Below are 23,451 nucleotides of genomic sequence, written 5' to 3'. Positions count from 1 at the left end.
TACGGTGGCAGAACACCAGGACGGTTGCGCGAAGGCCGTCTGTCACGGATAGTCTTCGCCTCACGGCCCTGGCGCCTCGTAGGGGTGGGAAAACTGATGGAACACATGCAAGCGCGGACTCGGGCCCGCGTGCCGGCTATCCAGTGCGGTGTCGGTACGACCGGCCGCAGGATCGAACGGCACCTGGCTGTGCTCGGCGCGCCCGCGCTCCCGGCGGTGGACACCGCCGAGGCGCTCGGGTTGATAAGGGAGCTGACGCCACGTGGCGTCGGAGCCCCCACCGCGCCGCGTCGCCACGTGCGGGTGTCGCTGCTGGCGCCGCTGCGGCGACTGAAGCGAAGCCTCTTCGGCAGTCGCGGCTAGGGCGGTTGCCCTAGGGCGTTGCTCTAGGCCCTGTCCGGCCCCGGGGCCCTCGCGGTCCCTCCGGGCCGTCCAGGCTCCCCGCGCACACCGGCACCGACCCGATGGACCCAAGGGCCCATCGGGTCTTTGGCGTACCCGGGGCATTCCTCGCGCGGAGGACGAGGCTCCCGGCCTGCGCCGCCGTGCCGCTGCGGTCCGGCGGTCCGGGGAGACGGCGAGGCGGTCCGGCGCACCCCCTGACGTGGGTGAGGATGGCGCCATGGCGGACAGCAACCACTCCAGTTCCAGCAGCTCCCAGACCAGTTCCTCGCAGGCCCCCAACCCCCAGGCCTCCTCCTTCCAGACCACCACCTTCGAGATCACCACCGGCAGCCGCGAGGTCGCGCTCGACATCACCGGCCGCTGTGCCGCGTTCCTCGACGAGCGCGCCGCCGGGCGCGACGGCCTGCTCAACGTCTTCGTTCCCCATGCCACGGCCGGCATCGCGGTGTTGGAGACCGGCTCGGGCAGCGACGACGACCTCCTCGCCACGCTGCGTGAGCTGCTCCCGGCCGATGACCGCTGGCGGCACCGGCACGGCAGCCCCGGCCACGGCCGCGACCACGTGCTGCCGGGCCTGGTCGCACCGCATGCCACATTGCCGGTGATCGGCGGCCAACTGGCGCTCGGCATCTGGCAGTCCGTGGTCCTGGTCGACACCAACGGTGACAACCCGCGGCGGACGGTCCGGCTGTCCTTCCTGGGCTGAGGCGCTACGGGAGCCCGGCGGGCCGCCTCGGCCCGCTGCTACCGGACCGCGGCCGCCACCGCGGTGAGGTAGCGCTCGATCGCCAGGTACTGGCAGAGCACCGCCACCGGGCGGCCGAGCCGGGCGTACCAGGCGGCGAGCCGGGAGAACGCGGTGACCTCGAACCAGACCTCGCCGTCGCCGTCCATGCTCACCAGGAACGCCTCCTCGCCGCACTCCGGGTGCCCCGGCAGGGTCCCGTAGGCGAAACCGATCCGGTCCGGCTCGTCCACCGTCCACACGACCCGGCAGGGGATCACCAGCCTCGGGCGGCGGGTGCCGGGCAGGCTCAGCCGGATCAGCACCGTCGCGCCCGGCTCGGCCGGGGCGTGGGGATGGACCGCGAAGCCGGTGCCGAGCTGGCTGCCCCACCCGAGGACGTGGCGCCCGGCCCGTTCCAGTACCTCCGGCCCGTGCCCGAGGTGGATCCGCCGCCGAAGGTGCGCGTAGCCGGCCGGGAGCCGGGCGTCCCGGGTGGCGCCGACCTCCGGATAGCTGGGCGAGGCGGCCCGGGCGGCGAGCAGGCGCTGGTCGAGGGTGGTGGGCATGGCGCCACCGTACTGGGGCGCGCCGCCCCGGCCGGTGGCGGGGCGGGTGGCGGGGCGGGTGGTCGCCCGGTGCCCGCCCGGTCGCTCCGTGCCCGGCCTGCTGTAGCTGGACCGTCCTGCTGTGTGCGGACCGGCCTTGCGACCCGGTGGGGCGGCGGAGTAGGAAGGCGGCATGAGTGAAGCAGCGAACGGCGTCGGTGCGGTGGACGGCAGTGCCGTGGACGGCAGTGTCGTGGACGGCGGCGCGGACGACGCGGGCCCGGTCTGTGCCGTGGCCCCCGCCGGGGCGGTGGCGGCGCTGACACACGACCCGGGGCTGACCGGGCCGCGGGCCGACTGTGTGCTGTGCGGCGAGCCGACCGAGCTGCCCGCGGACCACCCGGGGACGACGCTCTGCCCCGTCTGCACCTGGCAGCAGGCACAGCGGATCGCCTGCTCCGGCTGACGCGCCCGGGCGAACGGCCGGGCGCCCCGGCACCCCGCCGTCAGACGTCCTCGCGGCGGGCCAGTGCGAGGGTGGAGCCGCTGCGCCCCTTGCGGACCAGCAGCTGGGCCGGGATCCGGGTGCGCAGGTCCGCGACGTGGCTGACGATGCCCACCGCGCGGTCCCGCTCCCGCAGACCGTCCAGGACGTCCATCACCTCCTCCAGCGCCTGTTCGTCCAGGGTGCCGAAGCCCTCGTCGATGAACAGGGTGTCCAGGGGCATACCGCCCGCCTCGTCCGTGACCACGTCGGCCAGGCCGAGTGCCAGGGCGAGCGAGGCGAAGAAGCTCTCGCCGCCGGAGAGCGTCGCGGTGTCCCGCTCGGTGCCCGTCCAGGCGTCCACCACCCGCAGGGCCAGGCCGGAGCGCCGGTTGCCGGTGCCCCGGTCGTCGCTGTGGACGAGCGTGTAGCGGCCGCCGGACATCCGTACCAGCCGGTCGCTCGCCGCGGCGGCCACCTGCTCCAGCCGGGCCGCCAGCACGTACGACTCCAGACGCATCCGCAGCCGGTTCTCCGTGGAGGTGCCCGCCGCGAGCGAGGCGAGCCGGTTGATCCGGGCGAACCGGACCAGCGCCGGGGCCAGCGAGGCGGCCAGTGCGGCCAGCTGCCGTCCGATCCCGGCCAGCTCCTCGCACCGCCGGCGGGCCGCGTCCTGCGCCGCGTGCGCCCGGCGCAGCCGGTCGGTGGCGCCCTGGAGCCGGGCCTGGGTGCCTGGGAGGTCCGCCGCCGGGCAGGCCGCGGCCGCCACCAGCTCGGGCTCGGCGAGCAGCCGCTCCACCGCGGCCCGCGCCGAGCGGTGCCGCTCCAGCCGGGCCTCCAGCCGCTCCCGCTCGGAGGCCGGCAGGAGGACCGCCCGGGCCTCCTCGGCGCTCCCGAACCCGGCCGAGACCGCGGCCGCGGCCAGCTCGCCGTCCGCGTCCTTCAGCCGGGCCGCCGCCTCCGTGCGGGCCCGCGCGGCACCCGCCAGGGCCGTGACCTGGTCGGCGAGCCGGGACAGCGCCGTCGAGCGGTCGGCCACCGACGGCGCGTCGCCCCGGGCCGCCGCGACCCTCGCGGCCAGCTCCTCCTGCTCCCCGTGCAGGGTCTGGATCCGGGCGGTGAGCGCCGCGCTGCGCTCGCCAGCGTCCCGCAGTGCGGCGAGCCGGGTGGTCTGCTCCTGGGCGAGGCGCTCGATCCGCTGGGTCAGCGGGCCGAGGCGCTCGGCCACCCGCGAGGCCTCGCGGTGCTCGCGCTCCAGCACGGCGAGCGCCTCCGCGAGCGCCTCGGTGGCGTCGGGTCCGGCCGCACCGGCGGCGGCCGCCTCGTGGACCCGGAGGTCCGCCAGCCCCCGCTCGGCGGTGTCCGCCGCCTGCTCGGCCGCCGTCTGCGCCGCCCGGGCGCGGTCCTCGTCCGCCGCACCGACCTGGCCGCCGGTCGGCCTGGCCGGTGCCGGGTGCTCCGGCGAGCCGCAGACCCGGCAGGCCTCGCCGGCGCGCAGTCGCGCCGCCAGCTCGGCGGCCATGCCGGCGAGCCGGCGCTCGCGCAGGTCCTGGCTGTGCTCACGGGCGTTCAGCGCCTCGGCGCGCAGCCCGAGCACCCGCGGACCGGCGTCCGCGATCTCCGCGCGCAGGGCGTCCCGGCGGCGGGCGGCGGCCAGCCGCCGCGTCACCTCTGCGCTCCGGGCGTCCAGCTGCTCGACCCGGGCGCCGGCCGCCCGGGTGTCCGCCTGTTCCTCCTGCAGGGCGGCCAGCCGCTCCTCGAAGTCGTCCAGCCAGTCGCGGGCCTCCTCGGCGAGCTCCTCGGCCCTGCGGCGCTCGGCGTCCGCCGTCCGCTGCTCGCGGGCGAGCGCGGTGCAGCGCCGCTCGTCCTCCTGGGCCGCCTCCAGCCGGACCGCCTCGTCCCGCAGCCGGCGCTCGGCCCGGGCCAGCTCCGGCTCCTCGGCCCGGGCCAGCCCGGGGCCGTCCGGGTGCCCCGCCCGGGTGAGCGCCTCGCGGTGGCGGTGCTCCTCCTCGCGGGCCGCCCGGTGGGCGCCGTCGGCGGACTCGCGCAGCCGCAGCACCGACTCCACCCCGACCGCGGCCTGTGCGGCCGCCAGCCGGCGGCCGTCCCGCTCCATCGCGGGCTCGTCCTCGGCGAGCCGGGCCGCCTGGAGCGCCGAGTCGCGGTGCCGCCGCTGGCGGCCGGACAGCTCCTCGGCGGCGGCCCGGGCCCGCCCGGCCTCCTCGTGGGCGGACTCCGCGCCGGCCAGGGCGGCGTCGGCGACCGCGAGCTGTTCGGCTGCGCCGCTGCGCAGGATCGCGGCCCAGCCGAGCACCGCGCCGGTGAGGTCGGCGGCGGCCGGGTGCGCGGTCTCGTCCTCACCGGGCACCCAGTCGGCGGCGGGCTCGGCCGCTGGTCCGGCAGCCTGCTCGGCCTTGTCGGCCAGGGCCCGCAGCCGCCGCTGATCGCTCTGGACGGCGGCCTCCTGGGCGCGCCGGCGCTCGGCGAGCCAGGACTCCACCTGTTGGAACCGCTCGGTGTCGAACAGCCGGCGCAGCAGCTTGCCGCGCTCCTCCGAGTCGGCCCGCAGGAACCGCGCGAAGTCGCCCTGCGGCAGCAGCACCACCTGGCAGAACTGCTCGCGGCTCATCCCGATCAGCCGCTGGATCTCCTCCCCGGCCTCCTGGTGGGACTTGCTGACCGGCCGCCAGCCGGGCGTGCCGTCCCCGGTGTCGGCGGCCCACTCGCGCAGCAGCGTCTGGGCCCGCTCGGTCGTCCAGCCGGTGCCCTTCTTCTTGGGCCGCTGCTGCTCGGGGAGCCGGATGATCTCCAGCCGCCGGCCGCCGAGCGTCAGCTCCAGCCGGACCTCGGTCAGCCGCAGCGGGTCGGCGTGGTCGCTGCGCAGCCGGTTGGCCCGCCGGGCGCCGGGCACGTCCCCGTAGAGGGCGAAGCAGACGGCGTCCAGCACACTGCTCTTGCCCGCGCCGGTGGCGCCGCGCAGCAGGAAGAGGCCGCCGGCGGCGAGCGCGTCGAAGTCGACGGCCTCGGTGCCCGCGAACGGGCCGAAGGCGGCGACGGTCAGCCGGTGGAGTCTCATCGGGGCAGCTCGGCCTTCCGGTCGGTGGTCTCCCGGACGCTCTCGAAGCCCTCGCGCAGCCAGTCGAGCTCGTCCCGGTCCGGTGCGGCGCCCGGGCGCACGTGCCGCAGGAAGCCCTCCGCGATCTCCAGGTCGGCCCGACCGCTCACCCGGGCCGCGTACGACCCGGTGGCGCCCTCCTCGGCCTGGTCCGGGTCGAAGAGCAGCTGCAGGGTGTGCGGGAAGCGCCGCCGCAGCCGCTCCATCGGCTCGGTGGGGCGGACGGCGTCGGTGAGCGTGGCCTGCACCCAGGACTGCTCGAACGGGGCGTACCGCTCGTCGTCCAGCAGCCGGTCGAGGGTGTCGCGCAGACAGGCGAGCGGGCGCGGCTGCGGGCAGTCGACCCGCTCGGCGGCGACCGAGCCGTCCGCCGCGAGGTCGACCAGCCACATGGTCTTGCGCTGGTTCACCTCGGAGAACGAGTAGGCGAGCGGGGAGCCGCTGTAGCGCAGGTGCGGGGCGAGGGTCTGGCAGCCGTGGAGGTGGCCGAGCGCGGCGTAGTGCACGCCGTCGAAGACGGTGGCGGGCACGGAGGCGACACCGCCGACCGCGATGTCCCGCTCGCTGTCGCTGGTCTCGCCGCCGGTGACGAAGGCGTGCGCCAGCACCACCGCGCGGGTGCCCGCGGGGCGGGCCGCGAGGTCGGCCCGGACCTGGTCCATCGCCGCGCCGAGCACCGCGGCGTGGCCGCCGCGCTCCAGCCCGAAGCGCTCGCGGACCAGGGTCGGCTCCAGGTACGGCAGCCCGTAGACGGCCACCGGCCCGTGCTCGTCGGTGAGCAGCACGGGCTCCGCGCACTCGCCCGGGTCGGTCCGCAGGTGGACGCCGGCCCTGCCGATCAGGCCCGCGCCGACGCCCAGCCGGCGGGCCGAGTCGTGGTTGCCGCTGATGAACACCGTGGGCACGCCCAGCCCGGCCAGCCGGTGCAGCACGTCGTCGAACAGGGCGACCGCCTCCAGCCCCGGCAGCGCCCGGTCGTACACGTCGCCGGCGACCAGCACGGCGTCCACGCGTCTGGCCCGGACGACCTCCACGAGGTGGTCCAGGTAGGCGCGCTGGGCGTCGTGCAGGCTCTCCCGGTGGAAGGAGCGCCCGAGATGCCAGTCGGAGGTATGCAGCAGTCGCATGGTCCCCGACCCTAACGTCCGCCACTGACAACCCGGGCGAAACAGCCCGGCCGACCGGCCCGGCCCGGGGCTCCGCGCGGGCCCGGGCGGTCGCTCTCGGTCGATTGTCGGTAACGGTGTGTATGTTCTCGATCGTCACCGCCGGGGGCCTTCCAGGGGCTCCGGGGCCGGTGCGACACCGAGGAGGAGCCATGTACCAGTCGTCCACGTTCTTCGCCGCCACCGGGCCCGTGGCGTGCCGGGTGCGGGCCCGGTCGGGGAGCCGCCCGCCCGCCGGGCGTCCCGGGGCCGGAGCCGGCGCCGGGCGTGGGGCCGGGCGTGGGGCCGGGCGCGGTGGCGGGGGCGCGGCCCGGGCGCCCGGTGGCGGGGGTGCGTCGGGGCGGGCGCCGTCCGGGGTGGGCGGAGGCGGTCCCGGCGGCCGCTCCCGGAGCCGGGGCCGGGCCCGCGGTGCGCCCCCGCCGCAGCCGGTGGCGCTCGCCGTGGCCGCCCGGGCGGTCGACTTCGCCCGGCTGGCGCGGCACGGCCTGTTCGGCGGCGCGGCCTTCCCGGCCTACCTGAGCCGGACGGACGCCAGGCTCAGGGCCCTGCACGGGCAGGGGCTGGAGGTGCACCTGCGGGTGCTCGAACCGGCCGACTACGAGGACTACTGCGAGGCGTTCGGCCTCGACCCGGGTGCCGCGGCGGCCCGGGTCGCGTACGCGGCCGATCCGGAGCTGGCCGGGGAGCCCTTCGTCTACGCGGGGGAGCGGCTGGCCGAGCTGCTGCCGGTGCTGGTCGACGACCACCGGGCCAGGGTGCGCATCTCCATCGGCTGCGCGGCGCTGCTCGCGGCGGTCGGCGAGGGCCCGCGGGGGCGGTCGCTGATGGAGGCGGTGATGCACCACGTCACCGCGGTGTACCTGGCGCTGGCCGAGGGGGCGGGGGAGGGCTGCCACCTGCTGACGCTGAGCTGCCACGGCCCGGAGGACGGGGAGGAGCTCGCCACGGCGGCGGAGCTATGCACCGAGGGCGGCCGGCTGTTCGCCGGCGGTCGGGACGCCGAGGCGTTCTGCGTCACCCTGGCGGCGGGTACGGCCGCGCGCGGCACCGGCGCGCTGCTGCTGCACCGGGATCCGGCGGCGCCCGACGGCCCGCAGGTGTGCGGCTGGGCGCTGGCGGAGGGGCGGCTGCGGCCGATGTCCGTCCGGGAGGTGTGCGGCGCGCTCGCCGAGGGGGCCGGCCGGGGCCTGCCGCTCCCGCCCGGGTCGGCGGCGGTCCCGGCCTTCGCGCTGCCCCCGTTCCCGCCGCCCGGCGGTGGCGGGCGGGGTCACTCCGACGCGTCCGACGGCGGAGGTGGGCCGATGGCCTGACCAGCGGCTCCAGCCCCCCGCGTCCACCAAGCGGCGCTGGGGACTGTTCATCGACCGCCTGTTCGGGGAAGATTTCGGGGAAGATCAACAGCAGGAGCGGGCGGTACCCCACGCCGCCGTTCCCGCCGCTCCGCCCCGAACCGCGCACCGCTGGTCCTCCCCGCGCACCGCCGGTCCGGCGAGCCCGACACCGAAAGGGGGGACGCATGGGCCGGATCGAGTTCAGCGCGGAGATCGCCGAGCTGCTCGGCAGGGTGCGTCGGCGCCCCACCGCGGGCTGGCCGTGGCGACCGGGCGAGCAGGTGCCCGGCGGGCTGCCGGTGAAGCAGTCGTGGGGGTGGCTGTTCGCCCCCGACGGCCGGGTGCTGACCCTGGTCAACCCCAGGGACGGCATCGTCTCGCTCCCCGGCGGCTCACTGGAGCCGGAGGACGCCGGGGATCCGGGCTCGGCCCTGGCCCGGGAGGCGGCCGAGGAGGCCCAGGCGGTGATCGGTACGCCGTACTACCTCGGCTACCTCTACGACCGGGTGGGTTCGGCCAACGGCGGTCACGAGTGCGCCCGGGTCCGGATGGCCGCCGCGCTGCGGGCGGTCGGTCCCAGCGCGCCGGACCCGGCCTCGGGGCGGCACTACCGGCGGCTGCTGGTCGCCCCCGGTCTGGCGGTCGAGCTGCTCGGCTGGGGGGAGCCCGGCCTGCGCCAGGCCCGGGCCGCGGTGTCGTCCGCCGTGCGCCGGCTGGGCGTGCCCGCGACCGCCAACGAGGCGATCGAGGAACTGCCGGTCGAGGGCTGCGTGGTCTTCCCCGGCCCGGCCCACTCGGGCTCCGTCTACCCGGCCGCCGGGGGCTGAGTCAGCTCCGAAGGGCCGCCGGCAACGGGGGAGGGCGCCCCGGTGCCGTGCGCGGGTCGCCTGGGGCGCGGGCCGTCGCGCCGACGGTGGGCCCGACGGTCCGTGCCCGCATCGGTGGGGCCGGATGCTTGATGGACGGTCAAGAATTCGAACAGGCGATCGTGCGCGAGGCGGGGGGCGCCGCCGGGGCCTGAGCAGCGCAAACGCCCGTCCGCGTGGTCGAGTTCACTCCACCGTCCGCAGACCGACCGTCAATATCCTTGGCATGACCACTTCCCGGGGATGCTACCGCCTGGTATCAACATCTGTGACTCAGGTCACTCCCTGGAGGTGTCATGCTACGCCCCACCCGTGCCATGTCCGTAGCCGCCCTGGCGGTACTCCTCACCCTCACCACCCTCTTCACCGCCTCGTCGGCCAGCGCCGCCACCGTCAACTACGCCGCGCTGGGCGACTCGTACGCGTCCGGCGTCGGCGCCGGCAGCTACACCAGCGAGAGCGGCAGCTGCAAGCGGAGCACCAACGCCTACCCGTACCTCTGGAAGAACGCGCACGCGCCGTCGTCCTTCTCCTTTGTCGCCTGCTCGGGCGCCAGAACCGGTGATGTGCTCAACAACCAGCTCTCGGTGCTGAACTCCGGCACCACCCTGGTCAGCATCAGCATCGGCGGCAACGACGCCGGCTTCGCCAGCACCATGCAGACCTGTGTGCTGGACTCCGAGAGCGCCTGCCTCAACGCCGTCGCCGCCGGGAAGAAGTACGCCACCACCACCCTGCCCGGCCAGCTCGACCAGGTGTACGCGGCCATCCACGCCAAGGCGCCCAACGCCCGCGTGGTGGTGCTGGGTTACCCGCACCTCTACAAGGTCGGCGGCAGCTGCATCTTCGGCATCGGCGACACCAAGCGTGCCGCCATCAACAGTGCGGCGGACGTGCTCGACGACGTCCTCGCCAAGCGTGCGGCCAACGCGGGCTTCGCCTTCGGCGACGTCCGCAGCGTCTTCACCAACCACGAGATCTGTGGCAGCAGCACCACCTGGCTGAACAGCACCACCCTGCCCGTCGACGAGAGCTACCACCCGAAGGCCGCCGGCCACTCGGGCGGCTACCTCCCGGTCTTCACGGCGCAGGCGTAGCGTCCGGTGCCGTGCCGGTGGCCGCCGAAGGGCGGGCACCGGCAGGCACCCAGGGGCCTGTCCGGCCATGACCGGCCGGCAGGCCCCGCTTCGGTTTCCGGTCCGAGCTCCCGGCCGTGCTGTCGGCTCCCGCCTTGCTGTCAGCTCCCGGTCCTGGTCCCGGTCCCGTTGCCGGGCGGGCCCCCGGCGCCGGTCGGCGGGAAGGGGATCGCGGCCAGGACGGGCAGCAGGGACTCCTCCTCGTAGTCCAGGTGCGCCTCCAGCTCGGCCGACATCCGGGCCAGCTCCGCCCGGAACCGCTCCGGCCCGCCCACCCCCGCCGAATCCAGCAGGGCCACCAGCTCGCCCTTGAGCCGGTCGACGGCCCGGTGCTCCGCACCCAGCCGCTCCAGCGCCTCGCGCAGTTGCGGGTGGCTGCGCGCCAGGGCCGGGAAGATGTGGGCGTCCTCGCCGGTGTGGTGGTGGGTCAGGCCCTCGCAGAACGCCAGGCAGTGCTGCCGCAGTTGGAGCCCCAGGCTCGGGGCCTGCCCGGCGATCGAGGCCTCGGCCTCCTCCCGGACGTGTCGCAGCTGCGCGCGGAGCCAGGTGTGGGCCTCCAGCAGCTTGTCCGCCAGGGTGGCCACCGGGCGCGGGTCCGGCTCCTGGCGTTCCAGCACCACGACGGGCAGCTCGCGCGCGGTGAGCGCCTGGTAGTCGCCGTACCCCGGTGCCACCCGGACCACGGCCTCGAACAGCCGCTTCCGCCGGGCACCCTCGGCCGGTACGGCGATCGCGTCGAACACCTCCGTGCCGAGCTCGACCCGTACCACCGGGTGGGAGAGCAGATTGCGGTACCAGTGCGGGTGGTCCGGCGCTCCGGCCGCCGAGGCGACCACCAACAGCAGGCCGTCGGCCCGGACGTAGCCGAGCGGCACGGTGTGCTCGCGGCCGGACCGTGCGCCGGTGGTGGTCAACAGCAGCAGGTCGCCGCCTTCGAAGGGGCCGCCGACCCGGCCGGCGTTGGCACGGAACTCCTCGATGACCGTCTGATTGAAATGATGGGAGGACATGGGCATGCGCTTGTGTGGGTCTCCAGAGAAAGGGGGGAGGCCACCGGAGGCGCAGCACGCGTACGCGGTACCGCGGGACGACAAGCGGGGAGCAGGCGGACGGCGGGGTGATCCGAGCCGCCGCAAGCGGGAACCGGCCGAGTCGAACGGAGCGGACGGATACGGACGCGGGCGGGCGCTACCGCGGCCGATGACGTCAGATCAGGGAGGCGGAGTGAGAACTCATCGCGCATCGTCCCTCGGTGAAAGGTGCTGGCTCGATCGCCGGCCGGCCCAGTTCTCTGTGGCCGACATCGCGCTGCACGCCCCCATTAGAGCCACCCGCCGCGTCGGCTGTCAACGAGGGCCGTACCCGATCGCTGACGCCGGTCGGCCCAGTCCCACCCGGCCCGCACCAGAGCCGCTCCGCCCAGTCCCGCCCCGCCCTGGTGCGCCGGCTCAGCCGGCCGTCTCGGCGGCCACCCAGCCGAGGTAGGCCGTCGATCCGGCGGTCACCGGGACGGCGATGAGCTCGGGTGTCTCGTACTCGTGCTGCGCGGCGACGAACGCGGCCAGCCGGTCGAACAGCCCGGCGCGGGTCTTGAAGTCGATGCGCCACTCGGCGCCGTCCCGCACCTCGCCGTCCCACCAGTAGACCGACTGGACCGGGTAGACCTGGGCGCAGGCGGCCAGCCGCTCGCGGACTACGGCCGCGGCCAGCGCCCGCGCCTTGGCCTCGTCCTCGTGGGTGGTGGTGACGACGGTGAGGTCGGAGTTCTTCATGAGGCCAGCCTAGGCCGGGTCAAGGCGGCGCCGAGGCGTGCGGCGCGCTGCCGGTCCTCCCGGGATCGACGGCGCGCCGCACGGGTCGTCAGACCGTGCCGGTCAGGCCCCTAGCGCAGGTAGGACGCCAGGCCGGCCGGCTTGAGGCCGGCGGCGTCGGCGGCGGCCAGGGCGCGCTGGAGGTCGGTGGCGAGGGTGTCGGTCCAGTGGAGGAGGACGACGTCGCCGGGCTGGAGGGTGCCCGGGTGCCAGACGTTGGAGGCGCCCCAGCTGAAGTCGGCGTCGGCGGTCAGGACGGTCCGGATGCCGCAGTTGGCGGCGGCCTGGAGGGTGTCGGCGTTCCAGGCGAAGAACGGCGGGCGGAAGACCGTCGGGGCGGTGCCGAAGATGCGGGTCAGCGAGTCCCGGGCGTCGCAGATCTCGACCTGCTGCTCGGCGGCCGAGAGCGTGGTGAGGTCTGTGTGGGAGACGCTGTGGTCCTGGACGGACGAGCCGGCCACGGCGGTGACGCGCTTGAAGAAGTCCGGGTCGGTCCCGGCCGGCATCGGCAGCGGGAAGGCGGTGATCGGCAGCTTGTGGTCGGCGATGAACTGCTCGGCCTCGGGGGTCCGCTGCCAGCCGTCGTCCACGGTGAAGAAGACGACCTTGTCGGTGGTGGCGACGCTGCCGGCAGGGGTCGCCGGGGCCGGGGCGGGGCCGGACACGTGGACGTCGTCCACGGAGAACGGGCCCTGCTGGTACCAGCCGTGCACGTACAGCCGGACGGTGGAGGCGGTGGGGCCGGTGGTGAAGCGGGTGGTCAGCTGCTTCCAGCCGCCGCCGGTGGTCTCCGCCCACGCGGGGGCGACGTCCCGGCCGGTGCCGGTGGCGCCGAGGAACACGTAGGAGCCGCGCACCCAGGCCGAGGCGGTGTAGGTGGTGTTGGGCTGGACGGAGACGGTCTGGACGCACTCGCCGGTGGAGTCGCCGCTCACCGGGGTGACGGTCAGGGCCGAGCCGCCGGAGTGCGGGGCGGTGGTGCTGAGCGCGGCCTCCGCGGGTCCGCCGGCGCAGCGCCAGCCGGGGACGGAGCCCCAGTCGGCGAGCGAGGAGGCGGGGATCTCGAAACCGGGGTTGGTCGCCAGGTCGACCTGGACCGGGTCGACCGCCGGGGCCGGGGCCGCGGTGGGGGCGGCGTCGGCGGAGGCGGGCGCGGCGAGCGCGAACACCGTGAGGGCCGCGCACGCGGCCAGCGCGGAAAGGCGCGAGGACATGGACAAGTGAGGACTCCTGCGTGGGGGACCGCACCCGTTGGGGAGGGCGCGGTATCGAGTTGGGGGCGCTCCCCGAGGGGCGGGAGCCGTCGGCGTGCCGCACTCAGACCGAGGCAAAACAATGGACTGGACCAGTCGGTCCGTCAAGGGAACGGAAGGTGAAGCGCCTCCATGTCCCGCCCGGCAAAAGGGACAAGACGGAACGTCAGGGTGCGTACAGCTCCTCGATGTCCTGTTGGTAGCGCTCGGTGATCGCCGTCCGCCGCAGCTTCAGCGAGGGGGACAGCAGCCCCTGCTCCAGGCTGAACTCCCGGGGCAGCAGGCGGAACGCGCGGATCGACTCGGCGCGCGAGACGGCGGTGTTGGCCGCGGCCACCGCCCGTTGGACCTCGGTGTGCAGCTCCTCGTCGGCGAGCACCGCCCATTCGTCCAGCTGCTCGCGCCCGTGGCTCTTCAGCCAGTGCGCGAGGGCCGCCTGGTCCAGGGTGATCAGCGCGGCGACGTAGGGGCGGTCGTCACCCACCACCATGCACTGGGAGATCAGCGGATGGGCCTGGACCCGCTCCTCCAGCGCCGCGGGGGCGAGGTTCTTGCCGCTGCTGGTGACGATCAGGTCCTTCTTGCGGCCGGTGATGGTGAGGTAGCCGTCCTCGTCCAGGCTGCCCAGGTCGCCGGTGCCGAACCAGCCGTCGTACAGCGACTCGGCCGTGCACTGCGGGTGGTTGAGGTACCCGCTGAAGACGGTGTCGCCGCGCACCCACACCTCGCCGTCGTCGGCGATGGCGACGGTGGCGCCCGGCAGCGGGCGGCCGACCGTGCCCATCTTCTGCCGGCCGGGCGGGTTGGCGGTGATCGCGGCGGAGGTCTCGGTCAGTCCGTAGCCCGCGTACAGCTGGAAGCCGGCGCCGGTGAAGAAGAGGCCGAGCTCCCGGCCGAGCGTGGATCCGCCGCACATGATGGCGCGCACCCGGCCGCCGAGGGCCGCGCGCAGCCGCTGGTAGGCGGCCCGGTCGTACGCCGCGTGCTGCAGGCGCAGCTTGGCGCTCGGGCCCGGGCCGCGGCCGAAGGCGCGCCGCTCGCGGGCGGCAGCCCAGTCGACGGCCACCTGGCGGGCCTGCTCGAAGAGCTCGCCGCGTCCGGCCTCCTCGGCGCCCCGCCGGGCCGCCTGGAAGATCTTGTCGAAGACGTACGGGACGGCGTGCAGGAAGGTCGGCCGCAGGACGGCCAGGGCGGGTAACAGGGTCTCGGTGGAGACCTCCGGGATGTGCGCGATCCGGAAGCCGCCGCGGATCGCGGCCACCTGCACCGCCCGGCCGTAGACGTGCGCCAGCGGGAGGAACAGCAGGGTGGACGGCTGGTGGCCGCCGGTGTCGTGGAAGACCGCGCCCCAGCCGCCGAGCAGGCTGTCGGCCTCGGCGGCCAGGTTGGCGTGGGTGATCAGGCAGCCCTTGGGGCGGCCGGTCGTGCCGGAGGTGTACACCACGGTGGCGATGTTCCCGGCGGCCACGCCGAGCCGCTGCCGGTGGACCAGGGAGTCCGGTACGCCGCTGCCGTCCTCCATGATCGCGGTGATGCAGTCGCGGTCCAGCTGCCAGATGCCGGTGAGGTCGGGCAGCGCGTCGCAGACCGCGCCGACCGTCATCGCGTGGTCCTCCTCCTCGACCACGCAGGCCACCGCCTGGGTCTCGGCGAGGATCCAGCGGACCTGCTCGGCCGAGGAGGTGGGGTAGATCGGCACCGGGATGGCGCCGATCGACCAGAGCGCGTAGTCGAACAAGGTCCACTCGTACCTGGTCCGGGACATCAGGGCGACCCGGTCGCCGTACCGCACGCCGCGGGTCAGCAGGCCCTTGGCGAGCGCCAGCACCTCGTCCCGGAAGGCGCGTGCGGTGACCTCCAGCCACGCGCCGCCGCCGGGTGCCGGCCGCGCCAGCTGGACCAGCTCGGGGGTGCGTTCGGCGGTGTCGTACAGCGAGTCGGCCAGTCCGCCGGTGGCCGGCGGACCGGCCAGGGCAGGGGTGGTGAACTCGCGCACTGTGCCCCCGTATCCGTCTGCGTCCTGCCGGTCGGACCCGTGCGGGCGTCCGGATCGGCGGCGCGCCGAACAGGTCGGGCAGGTGGAGCGAAACTATCGGATAGCTCTGTCACTGCCCAGGGTTGTGACCGTGACGCGACGAGATCGGCACCTGTCCGTACGGAGAGTGCCGTGGTGGGGGCCCGGTCGGGGAGGTTCGGGGGAGGCTTCGGGCGGGCTGTGGAGGCGGGCGAATCAGGGAGGTCCGGGATGATCCGGACACGATCGGGGCGAGGGTGCGGAGACGACGGATTCGACCCTCGAACGAGTGGTCGGGGCGTAGTAGGCTCTCGCAGACCTGCGGCCGGAGGCTCCCGGCGAGGACCGACCCTGACCACCGACGATCGTCGAAGGCCGACCGCCACCCGACCCCGCCCTCCCCGTCCGCGCCTGGCACTTCCCGACCGAGGACTCCATGCGTCTGCGCAGCAGCTCGATCCGCGCGAAGATCATCGCGCTGCTCCTGGTGCCCATCGTCGCGCTCACCGCCCTGTGGGCGTACGCGACGCTCGCCACCACGGGAGACGTCTGGGGCCAGCTGGAGGTCACCAGTACGTACAAGGAGTTCGGGACTCCGCTCGACCGGTACGCCGGGGACCTGCAGAACGAGCGCCGGGCCGCCGTCCAGCGGCTGGCCGACCCCGGGTCGGGCGCCGCGCGGGACGCCTTCGAGCGCGCCCAGGCGGCCACCGACCGGGACCTCGCCGTCCTGCGCGAGCGCAAGAACAGCGCGGGCGGCAAGCTGGACGCCGCGCAGCGCGGCCGCTTCCTGCAGATCCTCGCCGCCGCCGACCAACTCACCCCGCTGCGCGGCCAGATCAACCGCTCCGCGCTGAACTGGGAGTTCGCCCTCGGCCAGTACAGCGACCTGGTCAAGCCGATCTTCGGCTTCCGCTCCGCCTTCGTCGCCCGCCAGAGCGGCCAACTGCCGCGCCAGGGGACCATCCTGATCGAGCTGGCGCGCGCCCGTGAGTACCTCGCGCAGGAGGACTCGGCGATGGAGGGCCTGCGCAGCGCCAAGAGCCGCCCGACCGCCGAACAGTTCCAGGTCGCGCTGGACGCGCTGCACAACCAGCAGGCGCTGTTCACCGTCTACGTCATCGAGTTGGACCCGGCGGACCAGGCCGACTACATCGCGCTGCGCGGGGGCGAGGCCTGGGCCGCGCTGGCCCGGGCCGAGGCGGACTTCGTGGGCGCCGGCGGTCCGGAGCGGGTGGTCCAGGCGATCAACGGCGACGCCTGGCGGGACACCGCCGACCGGGCGCTGGGCGACCTCGCCGCGATCAACACCCGCCTGGCCGCGGCGATCGCCGACCGCGAGCGCTCGTATGCGATCAACCTGCTCTGGCGCGGCGGTATCGCCGGTGCGATCGGCCTGGTCGCGGTGGTGCTGTCGGTGGTGATCTCCTACCGGATCGGGCGCGGCCTGGCCCGCGAGCTGATCGGCCTGCGCAACGCGGCGAACGAGCTGGCCGGCACCCGGCTGCCCTCGGTGATGCTGCGGCTGCGCCGGGGTGAGGCGGTGGACGTCGCGGTCGAGGCGCCGGAGCTGCAGTTCGGTCCGGCCGAGGTGGGCCAGGTCGGGCGGGCGATCAACGCGGTGCAGCGGGCCGCCGTCGAGGCCGCCGTCGAACAGGCCGAACTGCGGCGCGGGGTCTCGGCGGTCTTCGTCAACCTGGCCCGGCGCAGCCAGGTGCTGCTGCACCGCCAGCTGACCCTGCTGGACACCATGGAGCGCCGCACCGAGGACCCGGCGGAGCTGGAGGACCTCTTCAAGGTCGACCACCTCACCACCCGTATGCGCCGGCACGCCGAGGGCCTGATCATCCTGGCCGGCGGTTCGCCGGGGCGGGCCTGGCGCAAGCCGGTGCGGATGGTCGACGTGGTGCGCGCGGCGGTCGGCGAGGTGGAGGACTACGCCCGGGTGAGCGTCCGGCCGTTCCCCGGCACCGGGCTGCTCGGCAGCGCGGTCGCGGACGTCACCCACCTGGTGGCCGAACTGGTCGAGAACGCCGCGGTGTTCTCCCCGCCGAACACCCAGGTCGCCGTCCAGGGCGAGGTGGTGGCGCACGGCTTCGCGCTGGAGATCGACGACCGGGGCCTCGGGCTGAGCGAGTCGGCGCTCGCCGAGATCAACGAGCGGCTCGCCGTGGAGCAGGAGTTCGACCTCGCCGACACCGACCGGCTGGGCCTCTTCGTGGTCAGCCGGCTGGCCCGGCGGCACGGCATCCGGGTGCACCTGCGACCCTCGCCCTACGGCGGGACGACGGCCGTGGTGCTGATACCGCGCGAGCTCCTGGCGGAGGCCCCGGACGGGCTGCCCGAACCGCCCGCCGCCGCGGCCGCCCCGCGGTCCGCCCCGACCGGTGCCGGTTCCGCGAGGCGCGGGCAGCGGGACCTGGTGGCGGTGCCGGCGCTCGCCGACGCCCGTGCGCCGCAGACCCCGCAGAGCGGGCGGCACCGGGGGAACAGCGGACCGCGCCCGTCGGCGCCCGAGCCGGCCCGGACCCCGGGCGGCCTGCCGCGCCGGGCCCGGACCAAGGGCGGACCGGTCCTGGTCTCGGCACCCGCCGGGGACGGCGAGTCGCCGGGGACCGGACGGCACCGCCGCGAGGACCTGGCGGCACAGGACGCCCTGGCCGTGGACGGCCTGGCCGTCGCGGACGAAACGGCCGTTGCGGACGGTACGGCTGTCGGCGCGAGACCCGTCGAGGACGTCAGACCCGGCACCGGCACTGGCCCCGGTCCTGGTTCAGGCTCGGGCACCGGCGTGCTGCCGCGCCGCGTCCGGCAGGCGAACCTCGCCCCGCAGCTCAAGGAGCGCGCCGTCCAGGAGGCCGCCCCGGGGGCGGGCCCCGACACCGCCCGCGAGCGCTCCCCGGAGGAGGCCCGGGCCACCTTCGCCTCCTTCCAGCGCGGCTTCACCCGGGGCCGCGGCGCGAGCGTCCCGGCCCCGCCGGCCCCCGCCCGTCCCGTCGCGGTGCCCGCCTGGGAGCCCCCGGACCCGTCCCGCCGCGCGATCGCCCCGGCGCCCGCCCCCGCGGCGCTGCCCGCGCCGCCCCCCGGAGCCACCGCGCCGCTCGTCCGGCGGACCCCCGCCGCGCCACCCACACCACGGGTGCGACCCGCACCCTTCGCTCCACCCGCACCACCTGCACCACGCGCTCCAGCGGAAGGAACAGATTCATGACCACTTCGACGCAGCCGTCCGGGGACCTCAACTGGCTCCTGGACGACCTGGTGGGCCGGGTCGCGGCCCTGCGGCACGCGGTGATCCTGTCCAGCGACGGGCTGGCCACCGGCGCCTCCGGCGGCCTTGAGCGCGAGGACGCCGAGCACCTGGCCGCCGTCGCGGCCGGCTTCCACAGCCTGGCCAAGGGGGCCGGCGGACACTTCAAGGTCGGCGGCGTCCGGCAGACCATGGTCGAGCTCGACGAGGCCTTCCTGTTCATCACCGCCGCCGGCGACGGCAGCTGCCTGGCGGTGCTGAGCGAGGCCGAGGCGGACATCGGCCAGATCGCCTACGAGATGGCCCTGCTGGTCAAGCGGGTCGGCGAGCACCTGGCCGCCGAGCCGCGAACGGCGACGGCCCCGCCGGGGAGATGAGCGGCCTGATGGCGGAGCAGGAGCCGACACCGGGGCAGGACGACCCGGACCAGGACGGGCCGGACCGGGACCCGGAGGGCCAGGACCCGAAAGGGCGCGATGGCCAGGACCATGACGGCCCGGAGCAGGACGAGTCCGACCTCGACCTGTTCCGGCCGCGCACCCCGGTCGACGACCGCTGGTTCGACGACGACGCCGGACCGGTGGTGCGGCTGTACTCGATGACCCGGGGCCGCACCCGGCCGGTCGAGGACGGCCTGTTCGACCTGATCTCCCTGGTCACCGCGGCCGAGCCCGGGCCGGCCGCGGGGGCCGTGCCCGCGCACGTGCTCGACCCGGAGCACCAGACCATCCTGGCCTGGTGCCGCCGGGAGCCGCTCTCCGTCGCCGAACTCGGCTCCTACACCGACCTGCCGGTCAGCGTGGTCCGGGTGCTGCTCGGCGACCTCTACGACGCCGAACTGATCAGCGTCACCCGACCCGTTCCGCTCGCCGAGCTGCCGGACGAGCGCCTGTTGCGAGACGTGATCAATGGACTCCGTGCGCTCTGACCACCCCGGGACCGCCATGGCCGCCGCCGACCCCGCCGCCACCGCCGACCCCTCCGGCGGCAACGACCCGCGCTGGCGCGGCGGCCCGGCCGTCGCGGTGAAGATCCTGGTCGCCGGCGGCTTCGGCGCGGGCAAGACCACCCTGGTCGGCTCGGTCAGCGAGATCCGCCCGCTGCGCACCGAGGAGGAGTTGAGCGAACTCGGCCGCCCGCTGGACGACACCTCGGGCGTGGAGGCCAAGCGCACCACCACCGTCGCCATGGACTTCGGCCGGATCGACCTGCGGCCCGGTCTCGCGCTCTACCTGTTCGGCACCCCCGGCCAGGACCGGTTCTGGTTCGTCTGGGACGAGTTGGCGCGCGGCTCGCTCGGCGCGCTCGTACTCGCCGACACCCGGCGGCTGGCCGACTGCTTCCCCTCGGTGGACTTCTTCGAGCAGCGCGGCATCCCCTTCGTGGTGGCGGTGAACTGCTTCGAGGGCACCGAGGTGTTCACCCCCGAGGAGGTCCGCGACGCGCTCGACCTCGACCCCGGGGTCCCGGTGCTGCTGTGTGACGCCAGGCGCCGCGAGGACGGCAAGGAACTGCTGGTCGCGCTGGTCGAGCACGCGGCCGCGCGGCACCGTGGAGCGCCGGCGAGGGTCTGAGTCGGGCCCCGCCGTCTCACCGGGCCGTCCGCATCCCGGACATTCGGTGACGTGGAGGTTGCCTTGCCCGGCCCGGCGTGGAAGGCTCTGGGTCGAAGCCGCCCGGCCGTACCGCCGGGGCGCACCGGGAGCAACAAGGGGGAGGGCACCATGACGGCCACTGACCGTCGGTCGCCCGCCGTCACGCCCGCCCCGGCTCGGCCGCTCGCACCGGTCACTCCGGCGCTGACGATCCGCCGGTACATCGACCACGCGTTGATCTGCAGCGCCTGCTGTCGGTGACCGGGCGATCCCTCCCGGTCTGTCGGTAACCCTCCGGCATTCCGCCAACTCGTCGACCCGGACGCGTGTTCCGGCTTGTCGGCCGGACATCCCAGGCCCGCTTCGCGGAGAGCACCAGTGAACCCCGTACCTCCCATCCCTCCCGCCGCCGTTACCGTCTGCGTGACGGGGGCGACACAACCGGTGCGGTGCAACGGTCCGTTCACATGGTTGAATAGGCGCATGAACAACGTCGTGGACAGCAGCCGAGGTCGCTTCGACCTCGAGCCGTTCTGGCCGTCCCGGCAGCCGCACCTGTTCGACCAGACGTGTCCGGGTTCGCCCAGCGCGTCCCGGCTCTCCGCCCGCTGACTTCGGATCAGCCCCCGGCAGCACGCCCGGTCGACGCGCAGACGACTCCACCCCGTCCGTCACGCGCGAAATGAGCGGCACCATGTCCTCCTCCACGGCCACCCTTCCCCTCCCCGCCGCGACCCCGCACCTGCGCGCGGTCCGGTCCGTCCCCTCGACCGCCGACCGATGGCACGGCGGGGCCGCCGCCCCGCAGCATTCGGCCGCCCCGCAGGCCCCCGCACCCCAGGCGCCGCAAGCCCTGCTCGCCGCCCTGCCGGAGGGTGCGGCCGTCGTCGCCGCACTGCCCCAGGGTGCACTGTCGCAGGCCCTACTCGCCCAGTACGGCGCCCAGTTCGGCGCTGCGGCCGGAAACCCGATGGTCGGCTACCTGGTCCTGGTGCCCGCCGAGGACTCCCCGGCCCAGGCGCCCGCGGCCCCGGCCGCTCCCGCCCCGACCGCTCCCGGCGCCGCTGCCACCGTCCGGCCGGTCCGGCCCGCCGGCCGCGGCATCAGCGTGGACGTGGAGCGCCGCAACGCCTACGTCGACGGGCGGCTGCTCGACCTCACCTACCTGGAGTTCGAGCTGCTGGCCCACCTCACCGAGCACCCGCAGCGGGTGCACACCCGCGACCACCTGGTCTCGGCGGTCTGGGGCTACGGCCACGTCGGCGACGGCCGCACGGTGGACGTCCACGTCGCACGGCTGCGCCGCAAGCTCGGTGTCGCCTACCGGGACAGCATCGTGACGGTCCGTCGGGTCGGCTACAAGTACACCCCGGTGGCCTGACCCGCTGCCGAACCATGTGCACCGGCCCGGCGTTCCCTGGTGAACGCCGGGCCGGTGCACATGTTCTGAGGCCGCGTCAAGCATATGCGTGGAGAGGAGGAGTGGCGAGGGTCAGGCCCGGTGCTCCGGCGGAAGCAGCAGGACGGCCAGCGCCGCCGCGCAGGTCCGCGCATACCCGAGGAACCAGTCCAGCCGGTCGTCCGTCAGGTGGACCGGCGTCGAGCGGACGGCCAGGGCGAACCGGGCCTGTCCGGCGTGGTCCAGTACCGGGACGGCCACCGTGCGGACCCCGGTGGCCGACTCGCCGTCGTTGAGCGCGTGGCCGGCGGCCCGGACCTTCGCCAACTCCGCTTCCAGCAGCTCCGGTTCGGTGATGGTCCGCGGGGTGAACGGTTCCAGCGGGCCGAGCGCCGCCGCACCCGTCTCCCCGGGGCGCGGCCAGGCCAGCAGCACCTTGCCCAGTGCGGTGGAGTGCAGCGGTCGGCGCAGCCCCAGACCGGTGTCCGGGCGGACGGAGGCGCCGACCAGGATCACCGCGTGCGGACCGCTGCGGATCGCCAGGTCGGCGGTCGCGCCGGTGCGCCGGGCGAGCAGGTCGAGTTCGGGTGCGGCCAGGTGCAGCCCGCGCTGGTGGAAGCTGAGTTGGCCGAGTTCGGCGACGGCCGGACCGAGCCGGTAGCGGGCGGTCTGCTCGTCCTGCTCCAGGAACGCGGCGCTGACCAGCGTGCGGGCCAGCCGGTGCGCGGTGGAGACCGACAGCCCCATCCGGCGGGCCAGATCCGAGGCGCTCAGGTCGGGGCCGTTGTCGTGGAAGCAGTGCAGCAGCCCGAGCGCGCGCTGGACGGCCTGGGCGCCGGCCGGCGGGCTCTGGGCGGCGGTTGCGGCCTCGGCCATGGCACCTCGCGTTCTGTCCGGGGCTCCGGCGGGTTCACCGAAGCCCTTCCAGACTATGGCAGCCGGTGCTGCGGAATTGTGTCGATGGCGTTGCAATGGGATGGCGTTCATGAACAACTGATCCCACCATGTGGCAAAGGCTTGCTTCGCGCTCCCGGGCCGTGGAACGCTCGGCACATCGCACCGGACGGCCAAGGCCCGGTGCCCGGATGACACCCCGACAGGAAGGAGCAGCGCCGTGACGACCTACCGGTGCCCCGCCTCCTGCACCTGTTGTCGCTGACGCACACCGCGTCCGACGACCTCCGCACACCCCACGCACTCCCATTGCCCTGTGCCGCGCCGCGCCCGCGCACCCCCAGCCGCAGAGGAACCCGCCACCGTGCCCAGCCACGCCCGCAGTACCGTCCAGGCCGCCCCGGACACCCTCTGGTTCACCCGCTGCCCCGTCCCCACCGCCACCGGAATCGCCGCCGACCAAGGTCGACTCGCCCGGGAGTTCGCAGCCGACGGCATCACCGTCCGCTCGCTCCAGGACGCCCCGCCCGAGGTCGCCGCCGACCACCACTACACCCACGCGCTCCCCGGCCTGTTCCGCGAGGGGGGCAACGTGCCCGCGCTGTGGGCGCGTTCACGCGGCGAGCGGACCAGGCTGGTCGGCCTCACCTGGATCGAGGAGCGCCAGGTCGTCCTGGTCCGGGCCGGCAGCGGCGTCACCGAACCCGGGCAGCTGCGCGGCCTGCGGCTGGCCGTCCCACGTCATGGGATCGGCATCGACTTCTGGCGGGCGATGGCCCTGTCCGGGCTGCACGGTGCGCTCGCGCTCGCCGGGCTCACCCTGGACGACGCCCGGCTGGTCGACGTCCCGGCCGCGCCCGGCGGCGGACAGTGGGCCGCCGAACTCGCCGCGCTGCGGGACGGCACCGTGGACGCGGTCTACGTCAAGGGTGCGCTGGCCGTCGAGGCGGCCCGCCGGATCGGCGCCGAGGTCGCGGTCGAGCTGGACACGGCGCCGGACCGCCGTACCCGGGTCAACAACGGCACGCCCAGGCCGGTGACCGTCCACCAGAGCCTGCTGGAGGACCACCCCGACCTGGTCACCCGCTTCCTCGCCGTCCTGCTGGAGGCCGCCGACTGGGCCGCCGAACACCCGGCCGAGGTGGTCCGGATCCTCCAGGCCGAGACCGGCGCCGGCGCCGAGGGCGTCGCCGGGGCCTACGCACCGGGCAGCCACCGGACCCTGCACCTCGACCTCTCCGAGGAGCGCCTCGGCCTGCTGGAGCAGCAGGAGCGCTTCCTGCACCGGCAGGGCTTCCTCGACGCCGCCGTGGACATCCGCGGCTGGGCCGACCCCGAGCCCCTGCGCGCCGCCCGCGCCCTGCTGGACCGCCGCCGCGGCGCCGCGCACGGATAGCGACCGCCGGGCGACAGGTGGTGATATCCGTCATCTGTCCGCCTCCGCCCGCTGCTCACCGCCC

Annotated in this window: 21 protein-coding genes; 13 read left to right on the top strand and 8 right to left on the bottom strand. The window is 75.2% G+C overall.

From position 1 onward, the window contains the following. Nucleotides 1–96: 96 nt before the first annotated feature. The gene (locus ACGFZP_RS12525) at nucleotides 97–363 is read left to right on the top strand and encodes a hypothetical protein (protein WP_392931434.1); all 267 of its coding nucleotides are present in this window, start codon (nucleotides 97–99) and stop codon (nucleotides 361–363) included. 259 nt (nucleotides 364–622) lie between these two features. Further along, nucleotides 623–1,111 carry a YjbQ family protein gene (locus ACGFZP_RS12520; protein WP_392931432.1) on the top strand — a complete coding sequence of 163 codons (489 nt, stop codon included), beginning with the start codon at nucleotides 623–625 and terminating at the stop codon, nucleotides 1,109–1,111. 38 nt (nucleotides 1,112–1,149) lie between these two features. On the opposite strand, the gene ACGFZP_RS12515 is transcribed toward ACGFZP_RS12520, so the two are convergent. Then, on the bottom strand, nucleotides 1,150–1,698 hold the full coding sequence (locus ACGFZP_RS12515) for a DUF1990 family protein (RefSeq protein WP_392931430.1): 549 nt from the start codon (nucleotides 1,696–1,698) through the stop codon (nucleotides 1,150–1,152). 172 nt (nucleotides 1,699–1,870) lie between these two features. Between ACGFZP_RS12515 and ACGFZP_RS12510 the strand changes: the two genes are divergently transcribed. Then, nucleotides 1,871–2,143, top strand: coding sequence for a hypothetical protein (locus ACGFZP_RS12510; RefSeq protein ID WP_392931428.1), 273 nt, complete (start codon nucleotides 1,871–1,873; stop codon nucleotides 2,141–2,143). Between the two features lie 40 nt (nucleotides 2,144–2,183). Here ACGFZP_RS12510 and ACGFZP_RS12505 read toward each other — a convergent pair whose 3' ends face one another. Together ACGFZP_RS12505 and ACGFZP_RS12500 are read right to left on the bottom strand one after the other, a co-directional pair. Then, nucleotides 2,184–5,237 carry an AAA family ATPase gene (locus ACGFZP_RS12505; protein WP_392931427.1) on the bottom strand — a complete coding sequence of 1,018 codons (3,054 nt, stop codon included), beginning with the start codon at nucleotides 5,235–5,237 and terminating at the stop codon, nucleotides 2,184–2,186. Continuing rightward, complete coding sequence (locus tag ACGFZP_RS12500; RefSeq protein WP_392931425.1) at nucleotides 5,234–6,403, bottom strand: exonuclease SbcCD subunit D; 1,170 nt, start codon at nucleotides 6,401–6,403, stop codon at nucleotides 5,234–5,236. The genes ACGFZP_RS12505 and ACGFZP_RS12500 overlap by 4 nt, the downstream gene beginning before the upstream one ends. Before the next feature lie 467 nt (nucleotides 6,404–6,870). On the opposite strand from ACGFZP_RS12500, the gene ACGFZP_RS12495 reads away from it, so the two are divergent. The 3 genes from ACGFZP_RS12495 (at nucleotide 6,871) to ACGFZP_RS12485 (ending at nucleotide 9,736) form a co-directional block, all read left to right on the top strand. After that, nucleotides 6,871–7,752 carry a hypothetical protein gene (locus ACGFZP_RS12495; protein ID WP_392931423.1) on the top strand — a complete coding sequence of 294 codons (882 nt, stop codon included), beginning with the start codon at nucleotides 6,871–6,873 and terminating at the stop codon, nucleotides 7,750–7,752. Nucleotides 7,753–7,958: 206 nt separating this feature from the next. Continuing rightward, nucleotides 7,959–8,600: a hypothetical protein gene (locus ACGFZP_RS12490; protein ID WP_392931421.1), complete on the top strand. Its 642-nt coding sequence runs from the start codon at nucleotides 7,959–7,961 to the stop codon at nucleotides 8,598–8,600. 335 nt (nucleotides 8,601–8,935) lie between these two features. Then, complete coding sequence (locus ACGFZP_RS12485) at nucleotides 8,936–9,736, top strand: SGNH/GDSL hydrolase family protein (protein WP_392931420.1); 801 nt, start codon at nucleotides 8,936–8,938, stop codon at nucleotides 9,734–9,736. A gap of 140 nt (nucleotides 9,737–9,876) precedes the next feature. Here ACGFZP_RS12485 and ACGFZP_RS12480 read toward each other — a convergent pair whose 3' ends face one another. The 4 genes from ACGFZP_RS12480 to ACGFZP_RS12465 form a co-directional block, all read right to left on the bottom strand. Next, nucleotides 9,877–10,791, bottom strand: coding sequence for a nitroreductase/quinone reductase family protein (locus tag ACGFZP_RS12480; protein WP_392931418.1), 915 nt, complete (start codon nucleotides 10,789–10,791; stop codon nucleotides 9,877–9,879). A 432-nt stretch (nucleotides 10,792–11,223) separates the two neighbouring features. Continuing rightward, nucleotides 11,224–11,547: a divalent-cation tolerance protein CutA gene (gene cutA, locus ACGFZP_RS12475; protein ID WP_392931417.1), complete on the bottom strand. Its 324-nt coding sequence runs from the start codon at nucleotides 11,545–11,547 to the stop codon at nucleotides 11,224–11,226. Between the two features lie 110 nt (nucleotides 11,548–11,657). Continuing rightward, a complete protein-coding gene (locus ACGFZP_RS12470; protein WP_392931415.1) occupies nucleotides 11,658–12,800 on the bottom strand; it encodes a polysaccharide deacetylase family protein in 1,143 nt (380 codons plus the stop codon). 205 nt (nucleotides 12,801–13,005) lie between these two features. Beyond that, nucleotides 13,006–14,835 carry an AMP-dependent synthetase/ligase gene (locus ACGFZP_RS12465; RefSeq protein ID WP_392931413.1) on the bottom strand — a complete coding sequence of 610 codons (1,830 nt, stop codon included), beginning with the start codon at nucleotides 14,833–14,835 and terminating at the stop codon, nucleotides 13,006–13,008. Between the two features lie 454 nt (nucleotides 14,836–15,289). On the opposite strand from ACGFZP_RS12465, the gene ACGFZP_RS12460 reads away from it, so the two are divergent. The 6 genes from ACGFZP_RS12460 to ACGFZP_RS12435 all read left to right on the top strand — a co-directional run bounded on the left by ACGFZP_RS12460 (nucleotide 15,290) and on the right by ACGFZP_RS12435 (nucleotide 21,079). Further along, nucleotides 15,290–18,064 carry a nitrate- and nitrite sensing domain-containing protein gene (locus tag ACGFZP_RS12460; protein WP_392931411.1) on the top strand — a complete coding sequence of 925 codons (2,775 nt, stop codon included), beginning with the start codon at nucleotides 15,290–15,292 and terminating at the stop codon, nucleotides 18,062–18,064. Continuing rightward, nucleotides 18,061–18,480 (top strand): roadblock/LC7 domain-containing protein, encoded by a 420-nt coding sequence (locus ACGFZP_RS12455; RefSeq protein ID WP_387945850.1) that lies wholly within the window; start codon nucleotides 18,061–18,063, stop codon nucleotides 18,478–18,480. The genes ACGFZP_RS12460 and ACGFZP_RS12455 overlap by 4 nt, the downstream gene beginning before the upstream one ends. Before the next feature lie 8 nt (nucleotides 18,481–18,488). After that, nucleotides 18,489–19,031 carry a DUF742 domain-containing protein gene (locus ACGFZP_RS12450; protein WP_392931410.1) on the top strand — a complete coding sequence of 181 codons (543 nt, stop codon included), beginning with the start codon at nucleotides 18,489–18,491 and terminating at the stop codon, nucleotides 19,029–19,031. Next, nucleotides 19,012–19,677 carry an ATP/GTP-binding protein gene (locus tag ACGFZP_RS12445; protein ID WP_392931408.1) on the top strand — a complete coding sequence of 222 codons (666 nt, stop codon included), beginning with the start codon at nucleotides 19,012–19,014 and terminating at the stop codon, nucleotides 19,675–19,677. Before ACGFZP_RS12450 ends, ACGFZP_RS12445 begins: the two co-directional genes overlap by 20 nt. Nucleotides 19,678–20,181: 504 nt before the next feature. After that, nucleotides 20,182–20,310, top strand: a complete 129-nt coding sequence (locus ACGFZP_RS12440; RefSeq protein WP_387945856.1) for a hypothetical protein — start codon at nucleotides 20,182–20,184, stop codon at nucleotides 20,308–20,310. 82 nt (nucleotides 20,311–20,392) lie between these two features. Then, entirely contained in the window at nucleotides 20,393–21,079 is a 687-nt protein-coding gene (locus ACGFZP_RS12435) for a winged helix-turn-helix domain-containing protein (RefSeq protein WP_392931406.1), read from the top strand. Nucleotides 21,080–21,190: 111 nt separating this feature from the next. Here the strand turns inward: ACGFZP_RS12435 and ACGFZP_RS12430 are convergent, their stop codons facing one another. After that, a complete protein-coding gene (locus tag ACGFZP_RS12430) occupies nucleotides 21,191–21,973 on the bottom strand; it encodes an IclR family transcriptional regulator (protein ID WP_392931404.1) in 783 nt (260 codons plus the stop codon). A gap of 382 nt (nucleotides 21,974–22,355) precedes the next feature. Between ACGFZP_RS12430 and ACGFZP_RS12425 the strand changes: the two genes are divergently transcribed. Continuing rightward, nucleotides 22,356–23,387, top strand: coding sequence for an ABC transporter substrate-binding protein (locus ACGFZP_RS12425; RefSeq protein ID WP_392931402.1), 1,032 nt, complete (start codon nucleotides 22,356–22,358; stop codon nucleotides 23,385–23,387). Nucleotides 23,388–23,451: the final 64 nt, after the last annotated feature.

This window comes from Kitasatospora sp. NPDC048239 (assembly GCF_043202015.1).
In the GTDB taxonomy this organism is placed as follows: Bacteria; Actinomycetota; Actinomycetes; order Streptomycetales; family Streptomycetaceae; genus Kitasatospora.
The sequence above is the reverse complement of the archived record's forward strand: the minus strand, read 5'-3'. Positions and strand labels throughout refer to the sequence as shown.